We start from the raw sequence: 15,436 nt of genomic DNA on the forward strand, positions 1-15,436 counted from the left end.
ATATCAGCCTCGTAGCAATATATGTTACGGGGCTTTTTTATTTCCATTACTTAAGTAGGCTGCTATGAATAGAGTTTTTCACCGACAAGGCATGATTGCCATCTTTTTTCTTACCCTCACTTTACTCATTAGTGGCTGTGGCCAAAATGATGAGCCCCAAGAGTTATACCTTGAAGGTAAAACTATGGGTACTACTTACCATATTAAGGTCTTCGCCAAGCAACAAAAGCTGGATTCATTAAATTTATTACCAGAAGTAACTCTGTTGCTCAAAGATATAAATCAATCAATGTCGACTTATATTGATGATTCTGAAATCAACACTTTTAATCGTCTTCCCGCTGGTCAAGTTATGCCTATTAGCCGTGATTTTAGAGCAGTTGTAAGCGAGTCCATCCGCTTAGGAGAGTCTACTAAGACTCTTGATGTGACCATGGGACCACTGATTGATTTATGGGGTTTTGGTCCTGATAAAAAACCAACAAAACGTCCAACAGATGAAGAACTCGCAGCCATGGTTGCACAAATTGGGGTTGATAAACTAATACTGACTGAGCAAGGCCTAGCGAAAACAGTCGCGGGTTTAGAATTATCATTTTCTTCTACTGCAAAGGGGTATGGGATAGATAAAGTAGCTGAATTATTAGAAAGCCATGACTTAACTGATTATATGGTTGAGATTGGTGGTGAGTTACGTGTATCAGGTAAAAAACCGAATGATCAAGATTGGCGTATCGCTATTGAGCAACCGGATGCTGAGCCTGGTGTGCGTAAAGTGCACCGTGTATTAGCGCCGGGTAATAACGGCATTGCGACATCGGGTGATTATCGCATTTACTATGAGATGGATGGTATTACCTATAGCCATTTAATTGATCCAGCAACCGGTATGCCAAGTCGTCATGATCTAGTATCGGTTACTGTATTGCATCCATCAGCGATGACAGCTGACGGCCTTGCAACAGCACTGACTGTGATGGGGATGGATAAAGCCAAAGCCTATGCTGAAAAAAATGATTTACCGGTTTATCTGATCGGCAAATCAAAAGATGGCTTAGTGACTTATTCGAGCCCTGCATTTAAACCCTATTTGTAGCGCGGTTTAAATCAGTTTATAATAGCAACAGCTTGGTGATTATCATCAAGCATTATTTTATTGCTGATCAATAGGGGCTAAGCAATGTCACTTTTTCTTCTTACGTTTGGTTTACTGCTTTTAATTGTCGCAGCGATGGCTGTGGGCATGATAGTGCAAAAGAAATCTATGGCCAGCAGCTGTGGTGGTTTAGGCTCTGTAGGCATTGATAAAGCTTGTGATTGTGATGACCCATGCGACAAACGCAAAAAGCGTATGGCAAAAGAGCAAGTTTGGAAAGAAAACCAAATATTATAAGCTCTTGATAGCTATCAAATATACATTAAAAAGCGCCTCTTTAATAACAGGCGCTTTTTTAATGCCCACTTACGGCTAAAATGTGTCAAGTAATCGACCACTGCGACAATATGTCACACCCAGTGAAGCTCGTATGGACTGTATAATATGATGTATTCCTAATCGTTTATTCACTGCAGGCATTGATTATCAATTAACAACTTAATTAACAACGCAATTAAACTTGGCTGCGAAACTGCGTGCGCTTTCTGATTACGAATTAGCACTAAGTAATAGCCAAGGACGATATGGTGACTTTACTCAACTTGGGCTTAAAGCAAGTTATGACGTTAATTCGGCACTGATGTTAAGCGCGCAAGTTGATAACTTAACTGATGAGTATTATGAATATGTATGGTGGGATGGCTCGCAAACTCTGCATAGCCCAGCACAAGGTCGTGCTGTATCTGCTGCAATTAAGTTTAAGTATTAATGAGTAAGCAGTTACTCGCGTGGCGTAAGTTGGCAAGGCGACTTCATCTATGGTTGGGGTTAAGCCTTGGCATGTTTTTTGTGATCCTTTGCTTGTCAGGAGCTGCACTTGTTTATTATCCGCAAATAGATACCTGGTTGCATCCGGAATTAGCGAATGCAGCGCAGCAACCGTGTGATTACAACACTGCATTAAAAACATTACGCATGCAGTATCCAGATAAGCTGGGACCGTGGCGGTTTGAAGTGACCCCTGAACAACAATTCATTCCGGCGCGCTATTATAACCCTCAAGAGACTCAAGGGCAGGATTTTGCACCTATGATGGTGTGGTTGTCAGCTGATGGCAGCACCTTGCTCAGACAGTCATTCTGGGGCGATTACCTAGTAACTTGGCTGTATAACTTGCACTTTACTTTACTACTTGGCAGTACAGGGACAATTATTGTCGGTTACCTTGGAATTGGCAGCGCGCTCTTATTACTCACAGGTTTAGTTGCGTGGTGGCCTAAGTCAGGTTTTTGGTTGAGGCAATTGCGTTTTAAGCGCCGCGCTGCTTTATTAGGACGCATGTACGATTGGCATAAAACAATCGGTTTAGTGATGTTGTTACCCTTGTTTATTCTTACTAGTACCGGTGCGATGCTAGCCTTGCCCAAAGAGACCAATGGCTTGCTTGGCTTGGTACTGGGCGAAGTCGAAAGTGCTGCAAGACCAGCACCACAATTAACTTTTTCAAACCCGCAAATTAGTGTTACTCAGGCTGTGAAAATAGCACAAATACAACTGCCTAAAGCGCGACTTGCATGGATAGAAACTCCCAGCGTAAACCAAGGCTATTATCGGCTGCGCATGCAGGTAAGTGATGATAAATCGACACGCTTTCCAAACAGTTATATTGATATTAACCCACGCTCAGGTGAGGTAGTGAAGGTCTTCGATCTTAGGCAGCAAGGAACAAGTAACCAAATCAAAAACTGGCTACATCCCTTGCATAATGGCAGTGTAGGTGGGCTAAGCCTTAAAGTTCTGTGGATCATCGCCTCGTTGGCAAGCTTAGTGTTGGCTTGGCTAGGTTGGTATCGTTATTACCTACGTAAAAATACAGCCAAAAAGATCGCAAAAAATAACAAGCCCTGAGAACAGGGCTTACCTAACGTACTTAAATTTAAAGTTTTATAAGTTGACTACCTAATACGGCGTATTCGATGTGTTTATCGTTGCGTAGTAAAAAGTGTGCTTTAGCTCCACACTTTAGCATCGCGGTTTAAATCTATTCCTTGCGCATTAAAACGGGTTTGCAGCTGTGCGCCATCGGGATTGACCATAGGAATGATCATCAGTGATAGTTTGTTTTGCCAATTTTCTCGCCATGCATCATTTTTTGTTTCGATTGCATAGCTTAAAAAATCCGTTAATGCGGCACTTGCCGTATTTTCATCACCATGCATTTGGCTCCACATCATAACTTTGATTGGCCCCGAGCCAATATAAAATGCATCAATTGATTTACCTAAGAATGATTGACCTAAATTTTTTCGCTCTATGCTGGGGTGAGCAGCTAACGTATCTAGTAAAGGAGCAAGATCAGCGTGTGTAATCGCTGCTTTGTTTAATCCTTTAATTTGGTGCATTGCGATTGGTGCGGCAGTTAAGCTAAATGAGTAACTAAGTAAGCTAACTAGTATGGTTTTGCGAATCATATTAATATCCTGTTATTCTTATTTTGCAATTTTTTAAGAATATAATATTAAGATGGATCGGTCCAAAATTATCTTCACTTTAAGTGAAATCATTTCTCATAACGGTGATGCTTTGCGGGCTTTATTTTCAATTGATTGTTTATTATAAAATAATATCTTTTGATAAAGTTTTTTGTGAACATTCAAGTTGATTTTAGGGCTAAAATTTAGACTAAAGTCTATGAGTTAATTTTTTTCATCTATCAGATTTATTTTTATCAGTTGTAAGCTTTGAGCTATTACACTAAATTTAGTTTCAAGGAAGCGAAATGAACAAGCCGCTTACAAAGAATCTTTATAATTGTGTGTGAAGATGTTGTCAAAGGCGGTTCAAGTTTAGTACAAACTGGGCTTGAACTGTTTTTATTTTACTGCCACATGATTGGACGAACTGAAAGTTTGTCACTGAATTACAGTGTTTATTGAACAACGCTAAAACTGAATCTTTATAATTGTGTGTGAAGATGTTGTCAAAAAGACAGTTCAAGTTTAGTTAACCTGAGCTTGAACTGCTTTTATTTACTGCCACGCGATTAAATGAACTTATTGTTCATCAGTGAATCTACAATACGTATTGAAAAATATTAGAACCGAATCTTTATAATTGTGTGTGAAGATGTTGTCAAAAAGACGACTCAAGTTAGGGGATAACTTGGCTTGAGTTGCTTTTTATTTTAACCGACATGCAGTTAGATGGAGAAGCAGCCAATACCAAATTCAATAGCGAATACGCTATTAAACGAATCTTTATAATTGTGTGTGAAGATGTTGTCAAAAAGACGACTCAAGTTAGGGGATAACTTGGCTTGAGTTGCTTTTTATTTTAACCGACATGCAGTTAGATGGCGAAGCAGCCAATACCAAATTCAATAGCGAATACGCTATTAAACGAATCTTTATAATTGTGTGTGAAGATGTTGTCAAAAAGACGACTCAAGTTAGGGGATAACTTAGCTTGAGTTGCTTTTTATTTTCTAAAAGCCGCCAATTATCATTTAAGTTATTTTTAAAGCGCCAGTATGGCGCTTTTTTTATAGCTGTAATTCAACATATTAATAAAAAGTTAGCCCGCTATGTTGTTTTATACTTGTAGCTTGTGTTGACTTTGTTATAATCCTCTCGAAATTTCAGTAATTACTGAAACTTTATTGATGAAGATCATAACAACGAAGTGGAAAATAGCGTAAAGCCAGTCGCTTTACTTCGTAATATATAACCAATAAGGCCATATACGTTTGAATTCGCAAAATTGTCCGCCAGCAAAAACGCACTCTACGCTTAGTAGATGGCAGTTGCGTGCGCGTGCACTTTTTGCCGGACGAGAGCTATTTTCTGTATTAGTTATTTTATTAATTAATTCAGCCATGCTGGTAAATGGTAGTATTGAAGATGCGACAGAGCTAAAAAGCTTATTAACTGAAGGGGCTGTATATGAGTCATCTTTAATTAATGTATTGGGCTTTTTGGCATATCCAGTTGTGTCGTGCCAGTTACTCATTGGTTTATGTTGGTTGATTTTTCACTTTTTTCCAGCGCGTCGTGCTGGGGTTATTTTACGTAAAGCAGCCTTTGCTTTTCGTGCTCCTAAAACATCACTTGTTGTACACAGCGCTCACGGCTGTCGTGCTCCACCCCTTGTATTCGGTTGAACGCTACTCGTTATTGATGGCTTGACTGGATTAGTCGCTTACTAATTTTGTTTCTTCACTAATAATGCTTAGCCGCAGTGTGTCTGCGATTCGGCCGCCCCATTAAATTTCCTTTGTGTTTAAATTTGTTACTACACGTTTAAGCCAGACTAGGAATAGTTTAAACCGTTGTTCTGACCTATTGGTATTCTTGGGTAAGGCAGCACACGTCAAATTTTAGGTTGTAGGATAGTCCTTTGTTAATTCGAAACCTCTGTAATATTGCTCTGGGCACAACTGTGCTCGCACTGACTGGCTGTAAAGGCGGGGTGCTTGATCCAAAAGGGCAAGTTGGGATAGATGAAAAAAATCTGATCATCATTGCCACTGTGCTGATGTTAATTGTGGTTATTCCTGTGATTGTGATGACCTTGTACTTTGCGTGGAAATATCGTGATGGCCAAGAGCAGCAAATTTATGCGCCAAAATGGGCACACTCAGGAAAAATTGAAGCCGCAGTCTGGGCCATTCCTATTGTGATAGTGATTGTACTGGGTGTCATTACTTGGCAATCGACGCAACAGCTTGACCCTTATAAACCGCTTGAAGGTAAAGGCAAACACTTAACAGTTGAAGTGGTATCACTGAATTGGAAATGGCTGTTTATTTATCCTGAGCAAGGTATTGCTACGGTTAATGAATTGGTATTTCCAGCCAATGTACCGGTGGAATATAAAATCACCTCAGAAAGTACCATGAACTCATTTTTCATCCCACAACTAGGTAGCCAAATCTACTCGATGGCGGGCATGGAAACTAAGTTGCATTTGATTGCTAATGAACCGGGTACGTTTAAAGGCTTTTCTGCTAACTACAGCGGCGCAGGTTTTACTGGTATGAAATTTAATGCCATAGCTACGCCAACGCAAGCTGACTTTGATACGTGGGTAAACAAGGTGAAAAGCCAAGCTAATACGCTCACTAAAGCGAATTATGATGCACTGGCATTACCGAGTGAAAACAACCCAGTGACTTATTTTGCTGATGTTGATGATGGCTTGTTCCACACCATCATTATGAAATATATGCAAGCACATGGTGATATGAACAAAATGCACAGTGCAATGCCTGAGCACAGCGGTCATGAAAATCACACAATGCACAGCGAGGGCGAGGAATAATTATGTCGTTATTTGGAAAATTATCGTTAGATGCCATTCCGTTTCATGAACCTATTTTGATGGTGACAATGGCGGTAGTAGTGATTGCAGGGGCATTGATTGCAGCTTTAGTCACAAAATATAAAAAATGGGGTGTGCTATGGCACGACTGGATCACCTCAATCGATCATAAACGCTTAGGTGTGATGTACATTATCCTTGCCTTGATCATGCTGTTTCGTGGTTTCTCAGATGCCATTATGATGCGGGCACAATTGGCGCTTGCTACAGGAGGCGCAACGGGTTATTTGCCGCCAGAGCATTATGACCAAATCTTCACCGCGCATGGGGTGATTATGATCATCTTTATGGCGATGCCATTTATGATTGGTCTAATGAATATTGTATTGCCACTGCAAATTGGTGCGCGCGATGTAGCATTTCCGTTTTTAAATAATCTAAGTTTTTGGCTTACTGCCGGTGGTGCAATATTAATTAATATTTCATTGTTCTGTGGTGAATTTGCAAAAACAGGTTGGGTGGCTTATCCGCCGCTATCGGAGATGTCTTTTAGCCCTGGAGTCGGGGTCGATTATTATATTTGGGCACTGCAAATATCAGGTATTGGTACACTATTAACGGCAGTAAACTTTTTAGTAACAGTGTTTAAAATGCGTGCCCCTGGTATGCGTTTAATGCAAATGCCAATTTTTACCTGGACATGTACATGGGCAAATATCTTAATTGCTGCGTCATTCCCAATATTAACTGCGGTGTTGACTATGTTAACGCTAGACCGTTATTTAGATTTCCACTTCTTTACTAATGAAGCTGGCGGTAACGCCATGATGTACATCAACCTGTTCTGGGCTTGGGGTCACCCTGAAGTATATATATTGATTTTACCTGCGTTTGGTATTTTCTCAGAAATTATTTCCACTTTTACCGGTAAACGTTTATTTGGTTATAAATCTATGGTTTATGCCAGCGGTGCAATTTCTATCTTAGGTTTTATTGTTTGGTTACACCATTTCTTCACTATGGGGTCCAGTGCTAATGTTAATGCCTTCTTTGGCGTAATGACCATGGTCATTGCGGTGCCCACCGGTGTGAAACTGTTCAACTGGCTATTTACTATTTATCGTGGTCGTTTACGCATTACAGTTCCTGTGCTTTGGACACTTGGCTTTATGGTGACCTTTACCATCGGCGGGATGACAGGGGTACTACTAGCAATCCCAGGTGCTGATTATGTATTACACAACAGCCTCTTCCTGATTGCACATTTTCATAACACCATCATCGGTGGTGCGGTATTTGGATACTTGGCTGGTTTCGCATTTTGGTTCCCTAAAGCAATGGGCTTTAAACTTCATGAAGGTTGGGGTAAGGCGTCTTTCTGGTGTTGGTTAATTGGTTTCTTTGTTGCATTTATGCCGCTATACGTACTTGGTTTCTTAGGTATGACACGTCGCTTAAACCACACCAATAACCCAGATTGGAATATCTGGTTGTACATTGCCTTTGTGGGTGCGGTGATCATTATGTTTGGTATTTTGTTCCAAGTTGTACAGCTTATTGTGAGCTTTAAAAATCGCGAAGCATTAAAAGATACAACCGGCGATCCGTGGAATGGACACACACTTGAGTGGTCAACATCGTCACCACCACAATACTATAACTTCGCTACTATACCGCATGTACACGATATCGATACTTGGACTGATATGAAAGAAAAAGGCCAAGCGTATCAACAACAAGCAAGCTATGCGCCTATTCATATGCCAAAAAATACTTCGGCAGGGGTGATGATGAGTGCGTGTTTTACCACATTCTGTTTTGCCATGATTTGGCATATTTGGTGGTTGGCAATTGTCGGTGTTATTGCTGGCATCACGGTATTCTTTAAGCGCTGTTACACCAGTGATGTTGATTACTACGTGCAACCAGAAGAAATTCTTGAAATTGAAAGTGCACATAATAAAAGTGCAACAACATTTAACCAAGGTAAGGAGTTCAGCGCATGAGTGCTACCTCTGCAGATATAAATATCATCAATCATGATGCCCATGCTCACGAGCATCATGATACTGGTGGCGATACGGTATTTGGTTTTTGGCTTTACTTAATGACCGACTGCTTATTGTTTGCCTCATTTTTTGCAACCTACGCTGTGCTTTATATGAATACAGCGGGTGGCGTATCTGGCAAAGATATTTTTGAACTGGACTTTGTAGCGGTTGAAACTGCTGCATTGCTACTAAGTAGTATCACTTTTGGTTTTGCGATGATCTCAGCTCATGCGCAAAAGAAGGCCGCTACATTAACGTGGCTGGCAATTACTTTTGCTTTTGGTGCTGTGTTTATTGGTATGGAAATTTATGAATTTCATCATTTAATTGCCCATGGTAATGGCCCGCAGCGCAGCGCATTTTTAACCTCGTTCTTCTCTTTAGTAGGCTTACACGGTATGCACGTAACCGCTGGTCTGATTTGGATGGCGACGATGATGATTGAAGTATCACGTCGTGGTTTAAACCCAGCAACCGTTACACGTTTAAGTTGCTTAAGTTTGTTTTGGCACTTTTTAGATGTGGTATGGATCTGCGTATTTACCGTTGTTTACTTAATGGGAGTGATGTAATGAGCCACAGTGAATCACATGTATTAAATGAGCTACATACACAAAGCCATAGTGATGCTTCACATGGCAGTGTTAAAGACTATTTAATAGGTTTTGTTTTATCAATCATTCTAACGGCCATTCCATTTTGGGCGGTGATGAGCGGTACTTTATCAAAGCCAACAACCTTTGCCTGTGTTGTGGTGATGGCCATTGTGCAAATTTGGGTGCACTTAAAATACTTTTTGCACCTGAACTTTACTACCGAAGACGGTAAAGCCAGTTCGTTATCGTTCATCTTCAGTGCGCTGATCATCGTGATGGTGGTAGGGCTGTCGGTGTGGATCATCTACGAATCGAACGCCATGATGATGTACTAGCCCAGCTAGTACATTGTTAAAAGCAAAGAATAGGGGACAGCAGATGTTTCGTCGTTATTTAAAGGTCACTAAACCCGGTATTATTATGGGCAATGTGATCTCGGTTGCGGGTGGTTTTTTACTTGCTTCGCGTGGTGATATTGATGGCTGGCTAATGCTTGCTACATTAGTTGGTTTATCGCTGGTAGTAGCCTCAGGCTGCGTAATCAATAACGTGATTGACCGTGATATTGATATTCGCATGGCGCGCACGCGAACACGGGTAACTGTAACGGGCGAAATGTCTGCCAAGACTGCTTTGCTACATGGTACAGCACTTGGCGTATTAGGTTTTGCTCTACTAGTGATTTTTACTAACTGGATTGCAGTGTTTTTTGCTGTGTTTGGTTATGTTATTTACGTGGGTGTTTATAGCTTATATATGAAGCGTCGCTCAGTATATGGCACGTTTATCGGTAGTTTATCAGGAGCAGTACCACCAGTGGTAGGGTACTGCGCTGTTTCAGCACAGTTTGATGTTGGCGCGTTGATCTTATTAGTAATGTTTAGTTTGTGGCAAATGCCGCACTCTTATGCGATTGCTATTTTTCGCTATAAAGACTATCAAGCTGCGCGTATTCCGGTATTACCGGTAGCGCAAGGTATTGATAAAGCTAAACATCATATTGTGTTGTATATTGCCATATATGCGTTAGTAGTGATGTTATTAACCATTGGCGGTTATACCGGTATGGCGTTTTTAGCCGTTGCTTGCACCACTAGCTTTTGGTGGTTGTTAATGGCGCTAAGAGGTTATCGACGTAACATTGATATTAGTGGTTGGGCGCGCCAAGTGTTTGCGTTTTCAATCCTTAATATTACTGCTTTGAGCATTGCTATGGCAGTTGATTATCAAAATATTGCACCGCATCTGCTTGCATTTAACTAATTACTAAACCGAGTTAATTCCAAAGTTAACCAAAGGCTCTAAGATCTCCGAGGAGCCTTTTTTCATTTTTATAGCACCGCTAATTGATTAACTCAGCAATACTGAGTTTCCCCGCTAACATTAAACTTTGCTTTATGGCTGCACGTATTTCAGCTGGCTTGTTTTGACTAAGTTTAAAATTGCCCTGCCAATGAATGGTAATAAATTCAATAAAACTTAATTGTTGATACATTGCCTTGCGCTGCTGTACGGGTACCTCATTAATTTGCCATTTATCTGTAGCGTGCTCAGTAAAGTGTTGCTCAAAGTGATCGGTTAGTCGTTGCATGATCTGTTCTTTGTGCTGTTGGTCTTTAACAATACGCACTTTAGCTGTCACATAAACACTCGAATAAAGCCAACTAGGTAGGGTTTTATTGTGTGCGTAAGCGGGCGATAAATAGCAATCATCGCCACTAAATAATAGCTTCACTGATTGACCATCAAATGATGACAGGGGGTTATATTTGGCCACATGGCCGATAAAAACTTCGCGAGCTGGGTCATATAATAATGGCACGCGGCATATATCATTGAGTTGGTTTTGTGTATTAGGCATTAAAATGGTCGCCAGTGGATAGTTATTTACTAACTGTTGTAATTGCTTACTATCATGTTGTTGAAAATGGGCCGCTGGGTACATTATAGTTTTCCTTCTAACTGAGATTTTATTGTCGGCCATTGCTCGTCTATAATACTGAACTGAGCGGTGTTTCGGTATGAGCCATCGGCAAGTAACCTGTCTTTATAACTAATGCCTTCAAAGCGGGCGCCAAGGCGTGCTATAGCATTACGCGATTTTTGGTTTTGTTCATGGGTATTAAAAGCAATACGCACTAAGCCTAATTCTTCGAACGCATATTGCAGTAGCAAGTATTTAGCGTGGGTATTTACAAAACTACGTTGCCACTTTTTAGCAATAAATGTGTGGCCAATCTCAGCGCTGCGATTTTGTTTATCTAACCTAAATAAACGTGTGGTACCAAGCACCTGCTTACTTGCTTTATCAACTATGGCGTAGACTATTTGTTGTTCGGCATTAAACTGCGCTGTATTGATAAACCAATCATCGAGAATTGCACGGGTTTGGGTGTAATTCATTAAAACCCAACGCCATATTTGTGGATCTTGGCCTGCTTGATATAGCCCCTCTAGGTGGTTTTGTGTCAGTGGCTCTAAAGCCAGCTTATTGGTTTGATGAATGTGTTTTGTAAACATGATAAGCCCCATATTTTGCTATTTATGAATAACAAAGGTACGCTACTTTGGTCAGTAATAAACAACCAGTTTTAGCTTTTTAACTAGACCAGTTTAGAGTGTTTTTGGAGTCGTAATGCAGCCGTTAGTTATTGAATTTGATGAGTCAGAGCCTGCCAAATATTTGCAACTAGCCAGCGCGATACGCAGTGCCATAATGCAAGGCAAGCTTGCGCCAGGGGTAAAACTCAGCTCGGCGCGTGTCATGGCAAACACTTATCAGCTCAATCGCCATACAGTGATGAATGCATTGCAATTATTAGTAGCGGAAGGCTGGCTTGAATCTCAGCAGCGCTCAGGTTATCGGATCACCAAGTCATTGCCCATTCAAAGTAGTGTTAGTACCTCAAGTACTCCAATACTGAAAGCAAAACCTTATCAATTTGCTAAAACATTGGCTGTGCCTGCTGCTGGAATGGATTTAACTGCGTATAGATATAACTTTGCTGGTGGCTTGCCTGATCTTGCCAGTTTCCCACAAAAAGAATTTAAACGCTCCGTCAGCCATGTGTGTAATCACTTAGATATCAATCAACTGCATTATGGGCAGGTCAGTGGTAACGAGCAATTAAAAGCTCATATTTGTGATTACTTATACAAAGCGCGTAATTTAAACGTAAGCGATGTATTGATCTGCAATGGCTCGCAAGAAGCACTGTTTTTAATCGCAAAAGCGTTTATAAAAAAAGATGATTTTGTCGCAGTAGAAACGTTAGGTTATCCGCCAGCAAGGCAAGCATTTGCAGCTTGTGGCGCGCAATTGGTTGATATAAAACAAGACGATGAAGGCTTATGTGTTGATGATTTAAAAGCCCAGCTGGAATGTTATCCAATTAAAATGCTGTACTTAACGCCGCTGCACCAATATCCAACTATCGTGACCTTATCGCCAACGCGGCGCTTGCAAATTTATCAACTGTGTTATGCCCATAACGTTATGATCATCGAAGATGACTACGACCATGAATTTCATTATCGCTGTCAGCCATTACAACCCATGGCCGCCGATGACCCCGCGGGCATCGTTATTTACCTATCGACGTTTTCAAAGATTATGTTTTCAGCTGCACGTATCGGTTATATCTGCGCAGCGCCTGAAGTATTAGCGCAATTAACTGCGTGGAAGCAGCTGATGAACCATAAGAACGATGTGATCATGCAATTAGCTGTGGCGCACTGGATGAAAGAAGGTGGCTTTGAACGCCATTTAAAGCGTATGACCAAACTGTATAAACAGCGCTATGAAGCGATGGATGATTATCTTACGCAGTTGCAAACATCAGGCTACCCAATCGAGTATAAAAAGCCCGACGGCGGCATGGCGATGTGGGTCAACTTTAATAAAGACACTCAGTACTTAAAAGCGCAGTTAGCAAAGCAAGGTATATATTTACAAACCCAAGCCGAGTTTTACTTTACCAACTCAGTACGTAGTTTAAAGCCCATAAACTATAGCTATGCTCGGCTTGGTTTTGCAGGACAATCGAGCGAGAAGATGCAGCAAGGGTTAAAGTTTATAACTATGCAACTATTTTCGAGTAAATAATTTTTTACTGCAAACCTTCAACATCAAAATAGAGCGGCTTTAAGGTACCACAGTTGGCAAATTTATAGGTTAATTCGCTAGCATTTGGGACGCGTTTTGATGTGCGAAATTTTTGTAAACAGGCATTGGTTAAATCTGCATAAATAAGGTGATTAAAACTCGGTGCTTGGGTTATTTTATGGATATAAATTCGCTCATTATTTTTGAGGGTGATCATGTCGTATTCTTGCCACTGCGATGATTCGTTCAAATCAGTTAATTCCCGCGCATAAAGTAATTTACTCATTACAATAGGTCTATGTTGATAAACCAAACTGCCATCGCGCTGGTAGTGTCCGGCATACACATCTGCCGTAATTGTTAGTTCTTCGCCACGCATTAGCCGTTGAATATTAAATGGTTGTGGTTTAATAGTAATAAGCTCTGCATCACGTACCAGGCTTAAAAAAGCGACATCTGGGTTTTCAATTTGATAAACAACTTGCACATCGTGAGGTAATTTATAAGTCGGTAGGCTAACTGCAAAAATACGCGAGCCTTGATTAACGAGCACCATAGCATGCTCTGCATTGTAAGCTGGGTTAATCGGCGGAAGCTCTTCTTTTACAGCTTCTTCTTCGGCGTTAGCAATACTCGACATAAATGCAAGTAACAAAATAAACAACAGTCGCATAATGATCTCAATAAAGGTATGAATTTAAAGTGTAGTCAAAAATACTGTTTTAGCAGTTTTATACTCTGCTTTTAAAGCAGCGCAGCTTGCTCTATAACAATTGCGTGGCGTTTTGCAAGGCGCAAGTGATCTCTGTCATAACCTCCGCCAATCACGCTTGCCACTGGCGTATTGTGCTCAATACAGCGCTTAAACACTAAGTGATCACGTTTTTCAATGCCTTGCCAGCTAACATCAAGCTTACCTAAGCCATCTTGTTGCCAAATATCAACTCCGGCATCATACAGCACTAAATCAGGGTTAAGTTCTTTGAGTAAAAAGCGCAAGGTATCATCAACAACCCCTAAATATTCATCATCTTGCATATTATTAGCTAAACCAATGTCGAGATCGCTGGCTGATTTACGAAATGGAAAGTTCTTTTCACAATGAATCGAGCAGGTATATGCATATGGTTGGTGTTGTAACATGGCTGCGGTGCCATCGCCTTGGTGTACATCTAAGTCAAAAATCAATACATTGGTCACTTCAGCTGATTGAATCAGCGTTTGTGCAGTAAAGGCTAGGTCGTTGACCATACAATAGCCAGAGCCAAAATCGCTGTGAGCGTGGTGTGTACCGCCGGCTAAATGGCATGCAATGCCGTGCTCAAGAGCTAAGCGCGCAGTTTGCAACGTGCCTTGAGGTGCGGTAAAAGTTCGTGCCATTAATTGTTCAGACCAAGGTAGCCCAATACGACGCATCGCTTTATCATCTAAGCGGTTATGCCATAAATCTTGAATGTAATTATCACAATGTACCAATTCAAGCGCCTCAGGGCTGCCAAGTTCAGGTGTGATTAGGTTGCTATTCGCCAAACCAAGTGCTTTTACTTGTTGGTATAAATGGGCAAATTTACTCATTACAAAACGATGGTTAGGATCAAAGTTAAACGAATAGTTAGGGTGATAAACCAGCGGTAAGTGTTGATTAAGAGCCATAGTCAGATTGCGTTGCGAATTTTCTCTAGGGTAACCTACAGGGCAATTTCAATCCAGTTACTTGCTTTACGCACTGTGGATCAAACTCTCAAGTTCACGGTGCAGTAGTGTATCGTCAGCGAGGTTTAACTCAATTAAACGCTTTAAATGGGTAATACTATCTATATCAATATGGGTACATTTTAAACCTATATGTTGTTGTTCGATATGGCAAATAGTGACAGTCATCGCGATGATTACTTCACTTTGCGGGAGTTTAAAGGCAAGAATAGCACTACTATTTTTTGTAAAGTTAAAGTTATTATTGCGACTAACCAGAGCGCCATTTAATGATATATCGAGCAACTGGCAGGGGTAACTATGGGTATTATTGGTTAAATGCGCGGGAGTTGAAAATAAAATGCGCGTGTAATGTCGGCGGTTTTCCATCATTATTCCTTTTAGGAGTATTAGGATTAAGTGTAGCCTGTTTTTTAGTCAGTATGTGTAATTAATACCAATCGACTTAAATATTTAACCATTCTAGCGAGCTAAATAAAGCGCTAACTGCGTTATAAATTTTTCATGTAGAACAACTACATGTCAAAATTTATGTCTTGTTATCACTCCATTTATC

The 15,436-nt window shown here is 40.7% G+C and carries 17 protein-coding genes; 11 read left to right on the forward strand and 6 right to left on the reverse strand.

The annotated features are described in order from the left end of the window. The first annotated feature begins 64 nt into the window (after positions 1–64). From H5158_RS15365 to H5158_RS15380, 4 genes are all read left to right on the forward strand, one after another. The gene (locus H5158_RS15365) at positions 65–1,096 is read left to right on the forward strand and encodes an FAD:protein FMN transferase (RefSeq protein ID WP_149982043.1); all 1,032 of its coding nucleotides are present in this window, start codon (positions 65–67) and stop codon (positions 1,094–1,096) included. Between the two features lie 84 nt (positions 1,097–1,180). Continuing rightward, on the forward strand, positions 1,181–1,393 hold the full coding sequence (gene nqrM, locus H5158_RS15370) for a (Na+)-NQR maturation NqrM (protein ID WP_149982042.1): 213 nt from the start codon (positions 1,181–1,183) through the stop codon (positions 1,391–1,393). Positions 1,394–1,616: 223 nt separating this feature from the next. After that, a complete protein-coding gene (locus H5158_RS15375; protein ID WP_182740362.1) occupies positions 1,617–1,865 on the forward strand; it encodes a TonB-dependent receptor in 249 nt (82 codons plus the stop codon). Beyond that, the gene (locus tag H5158_RS15380; RefSeq protein WP_182719112.1) at positions 1,865–3,004 is read left to right on the forward strand and encodes a PepSY domain-containing protein; all 1,140 of its coding nucleotides are present in this window, start codon (positions 1,865–1,867) and stop codon (positions 3,002–3,004) included. Before H5158_RS15375 ends, H5158_RS15380 begins: the two co-directional genes overlap by 1 nt. Positions 3,005–3,105: 101 nt before the next feature. On the opposite strand, the gene H5158_RS15385 is transcribed toward H5158_RS15380, so the two are convergent. Next, the gene (locus H5158_RS15385; protein ID WP_149982039.1) at positions 3,106–3,567 is read right to left on the reverse strand and encodes a M14 family zinc carboxypeptidase; all 462 of its coding nucleotides are present in this window, start codon (positions 3,565–3,567) and stop codon (positions 3,106–3,108) included. A 1,274-nt stretch (positions 3,568–4,841) separates the two neighbouring features. On the opposite strand from H5158_RS15385, the gene H5158_RS15390 reads away from it, so the two are divergent. The 6 genes from H5158_RS15390 to cyoE all read left to right on the forward strand — a co-directional run bounded on the left by H5158_RS15390 (position 4,842) and on the right by cyoE (position 10,325). Beyond that, positions 4,842–5,255: a hypothetical protein gene (locus H5158_RS15390; protein WP_182740363.1), complete on the forward strand. Its 414-nt coding sequence runs from the start codon at positions 4,842–4,844 to the stop codon at positions 5,253–5,255. Between the two features lie 236 nt (positions 5,256–5,491). Beyond that, positions 5,492–6,415, forward strand: coding sequence for a ubiquinol oxidase subunit II (cyoA, locus tag H5158_RS15395; RefSeq protein WP_145241343.1), 924 nt, complete (start codon positions 5,492–5,494; stop codon positions 6,413–6,415). 2 nt (positions 6,416–6,417) lie between these two features. After that, positions 6,418–8,421: a cytochrome o ubiquinol oxidase subunit I gene (gene cyoB, locus H5158_RS15400; protein ID WP_149982038.1), complete on the forward strand. Its 2,004-nt coding sequence runs from the start codon at positions 6,418–6,420 to the stop codon at positions 8,419–8,421. Next, positions 8,418–9,038: a cytochrome o ubiquinol oxidase subunit III gene (gene cyoC / locus H5158_RS15405; protein WP_182731484.1), complete on the forward strand. Its 621-nt coding sequence runs from the start codon at positions 8,418–8,420 to the stop codon at positions 9,036–9,038. The genes cyoB and cyoC overlap by 4 nt, the downstream gene beginning before the upstream one ends. Further along, on the forward strand, positions 9,038–9,397 hold the full coding sequence (cyoD, locus tag H5158_RS15410) for a cytochrome o ubiquinol oxidase subunit IV (RefSeq protein WP_149982037.1): 360 nt from the start codon (positions 9,038–9,040) through the stop codon (positions 9,395–9,397). Before cyoC ends, cyoD begins: the two co-directional genes overlap by 1 nt. 43 nt (positions 9,398–9,440) lie before the next feature. Further along, the gene (gene cyoE, locus H5158_RS15415; protein ID WP_182740364.1) at positions 9,441–10,325 is read left to right on the forward strand and encodes a heme o synthase; all 885 of its coding nucleotides are present in this window, start codon (positions 9,441–9,443) and stop codon (positions 10,323–10,325) included. 79 nt (positions 10,326–10,404) lie between these two features. On the opposite strand, the gene H5158_RS15420 is transcribed toward cyoE, so the two are convergent. Both H5158_RS15420 and H5158_RS15425 read right to left on the reverse strand, forming a co-directional pair. After that, the gene (locus tag H5158_RS15420; RefSeq protein WP_182719155.1) at positions 10,405–11,007 is read right to left on the reverse strand and encodes an FMN-binding negative transcriptional regulator; all 603 of its coding nucleotides are present in this window, start codon (positions 11,005–11,007) and stop codon (positions 10,405–10,407) included. Next, positions 11,007–11,582 (reverse strand): GNAT family N-acetyltransferase, encoded by a 576-nt coding sequence (locus tag H5158_RS15425; protein WP_182740365.1) that lies wholly within the window; start codon positions 11,580–11,582, stop codon positions 11,007–11,009. Before H5158_RS15425 ends, H5158_RS15420 begins: the two co-directional genes overlap by 1 nt. Positions 11,583–11,697: 115 nt before the next feature. Between H5158_RS15425 and H5158_RS15430 the strand changes: the two genes are divergently transcribed. Further along, entirely contained in the window at positions 11,698–13,167 is a 1,470-nt protein-coding gene (locus tag H5158_RS15430) for a PLP-dependent aminotransferase family protein (protein WP_182740366.1), read from the forward strand. A 4-nt stretch (positions 13,168–13,171) separates the two neighbouring features. Here the strand turns inward: H5158_RS15430 and H5158_RS15435 are convergent, their stop codons facing one another. The 3 genes from H5158_RS15435 to H5158_RS15445 form a co-directional block, all read right to left on the reverse strand. Beyond that, complete coding sequence (locus tag H5158_RS15435; RefSeq protein ID WP_182740367.1) at positions 13,172–13,840, reverse strand: hypothetical protein; 669 nt, start codon at positions 13,838–13,840, stop codon at positions 13,172–13,174. A gap of 71 nt (positions 13,841–13,911) precedes the next feature. Next, complete coding sequence (locus H5158_RS15440) at positions 13,912–14,820, reverse strand: histone deacetylase (RefSeq protein ID WP_182740368.1); 909 nt, start codon at positions 14,818–14,820, stop codon at positions 13,912–13,914. Positions 14,821–14,886: 66 nt separating this feature from the next. Then, positions 14,887–15,249, reverse strand: a complete 363-nt coding sequence (locus H5158_RS15445) for a PilZ domain-containing protein (protein WP_149982023.1) — start codon at positions 15,247–15,249, stop codon at positions 14,887–14,889. Between the last annotated feature and the right edge of the window lie 187 nt (positions 15,250–15,436).

Origin of the sequence: Pseudoalteromonas sp. SR45-6 (assembly GCF_014163545.1) — a bacterium.
GTDB classification, from domain to species: Bacteria; Pseudomonadota; Gammaproteobacteria; order Enterobacterales; family Alteromonadaceae; genus Pseudoalteromonas; species Pseudoalteromonas rhizosphaerae.

Bases quoted from the DNA above. Each gene is read 5' to 3' on its own strand.
- H5158_RS15365 (WP_149982043.1), top strand. From the start codon at position 65: ATGAATAGAGTTTTTCACCGACAAGGCATGATTGCCATCTTTTTTCTT.
- nqrM (WP_149982042.1), top strand. From the start codon at position 1,181: ATGTCACTTTTTCTTCTTACGTTTGGTTTACTGCTTTTAATTGTCGCA.
- H5158_RS15380 (WP_182719112.1), top strand. From the start codon at position 1,865: ATGAGTAAGCAGTTACTCGCGTGGCGTAAGTTGGCAAGGCGACTTCAT.
- H5158_RS15385 (WP_149982039.1), bottom strand. From the start codon at position 3,567: ATGATTCGCAAAACCATACTAGTTAGCTTACTTAGTTACTCATTTAGC.
- cyoB (WP_149982038.1), top strand. From the start codon at position 6,418: ATGTCGTTATTTGGAAAATTATCGTTAGATGCCATTCCGTTTCATGAA.
- cyoC (WP_182731484.1), top strand. From the start codon at position 8,418: ATGAGTGCTACCTCTGCAGATATAAATATCATCAATCATGATGCCCAT.
- cyoD (WP_149982037.1), top strand. From the start codon at position 9,038: ATGAGCCACAGTGAATCACATGTATTAAATGAGCTACATACACAAAGC.
- cyoE (WP_182740364.1), top strand. From the start codon at position 9,441: ATGTTTCGTCGTTATTTAAAGGTCACTAAACCCGGTATTATTATGGGC.
- H5158_RS15420 (WP_182719155.1), bottom strand. From the start codon at position 11,007: ATGTACCCAGCGGCCCATTTTCAACAACATGATAGTAAGCAATTACAA.
- H5158_RS15425 (WP_182740365.1), bottom strand. From the start codon at position 11,582: ATGTTTACAAAACACATTCATCAAACCAATAAGCTGGCTTTAGAGCCA.
- H5158_RS15430 (WP_182740366.1), top strand. From the start codon at position 11,698: ATGCAGCCGTTAGTTATTGAATTTGATGAGTCAGAGCCTGCCAAATAT.
- H5158_RS15435 (WP_182740367.1), bottom strand. From the start codon at position 13,840: ATGCGACTGTTGTTTATTTTGTTACTTGCATTTATGTCGAGTATTGCT.
- H5158_RS15440 (WP_182740368.1), bottom strand. From the start codon at position 14,820: ATGGCTCTTAATCAACACTTACCGCTGGTTTATCACCCTAACTATTCG.
- H5158_RS15445 (WP_149982023.1), bottom strand. From the start codon at position 15,249: ATGGAAAACCGCCGACATTACACGCGCATTTTATTTTCAACTCCCGCG.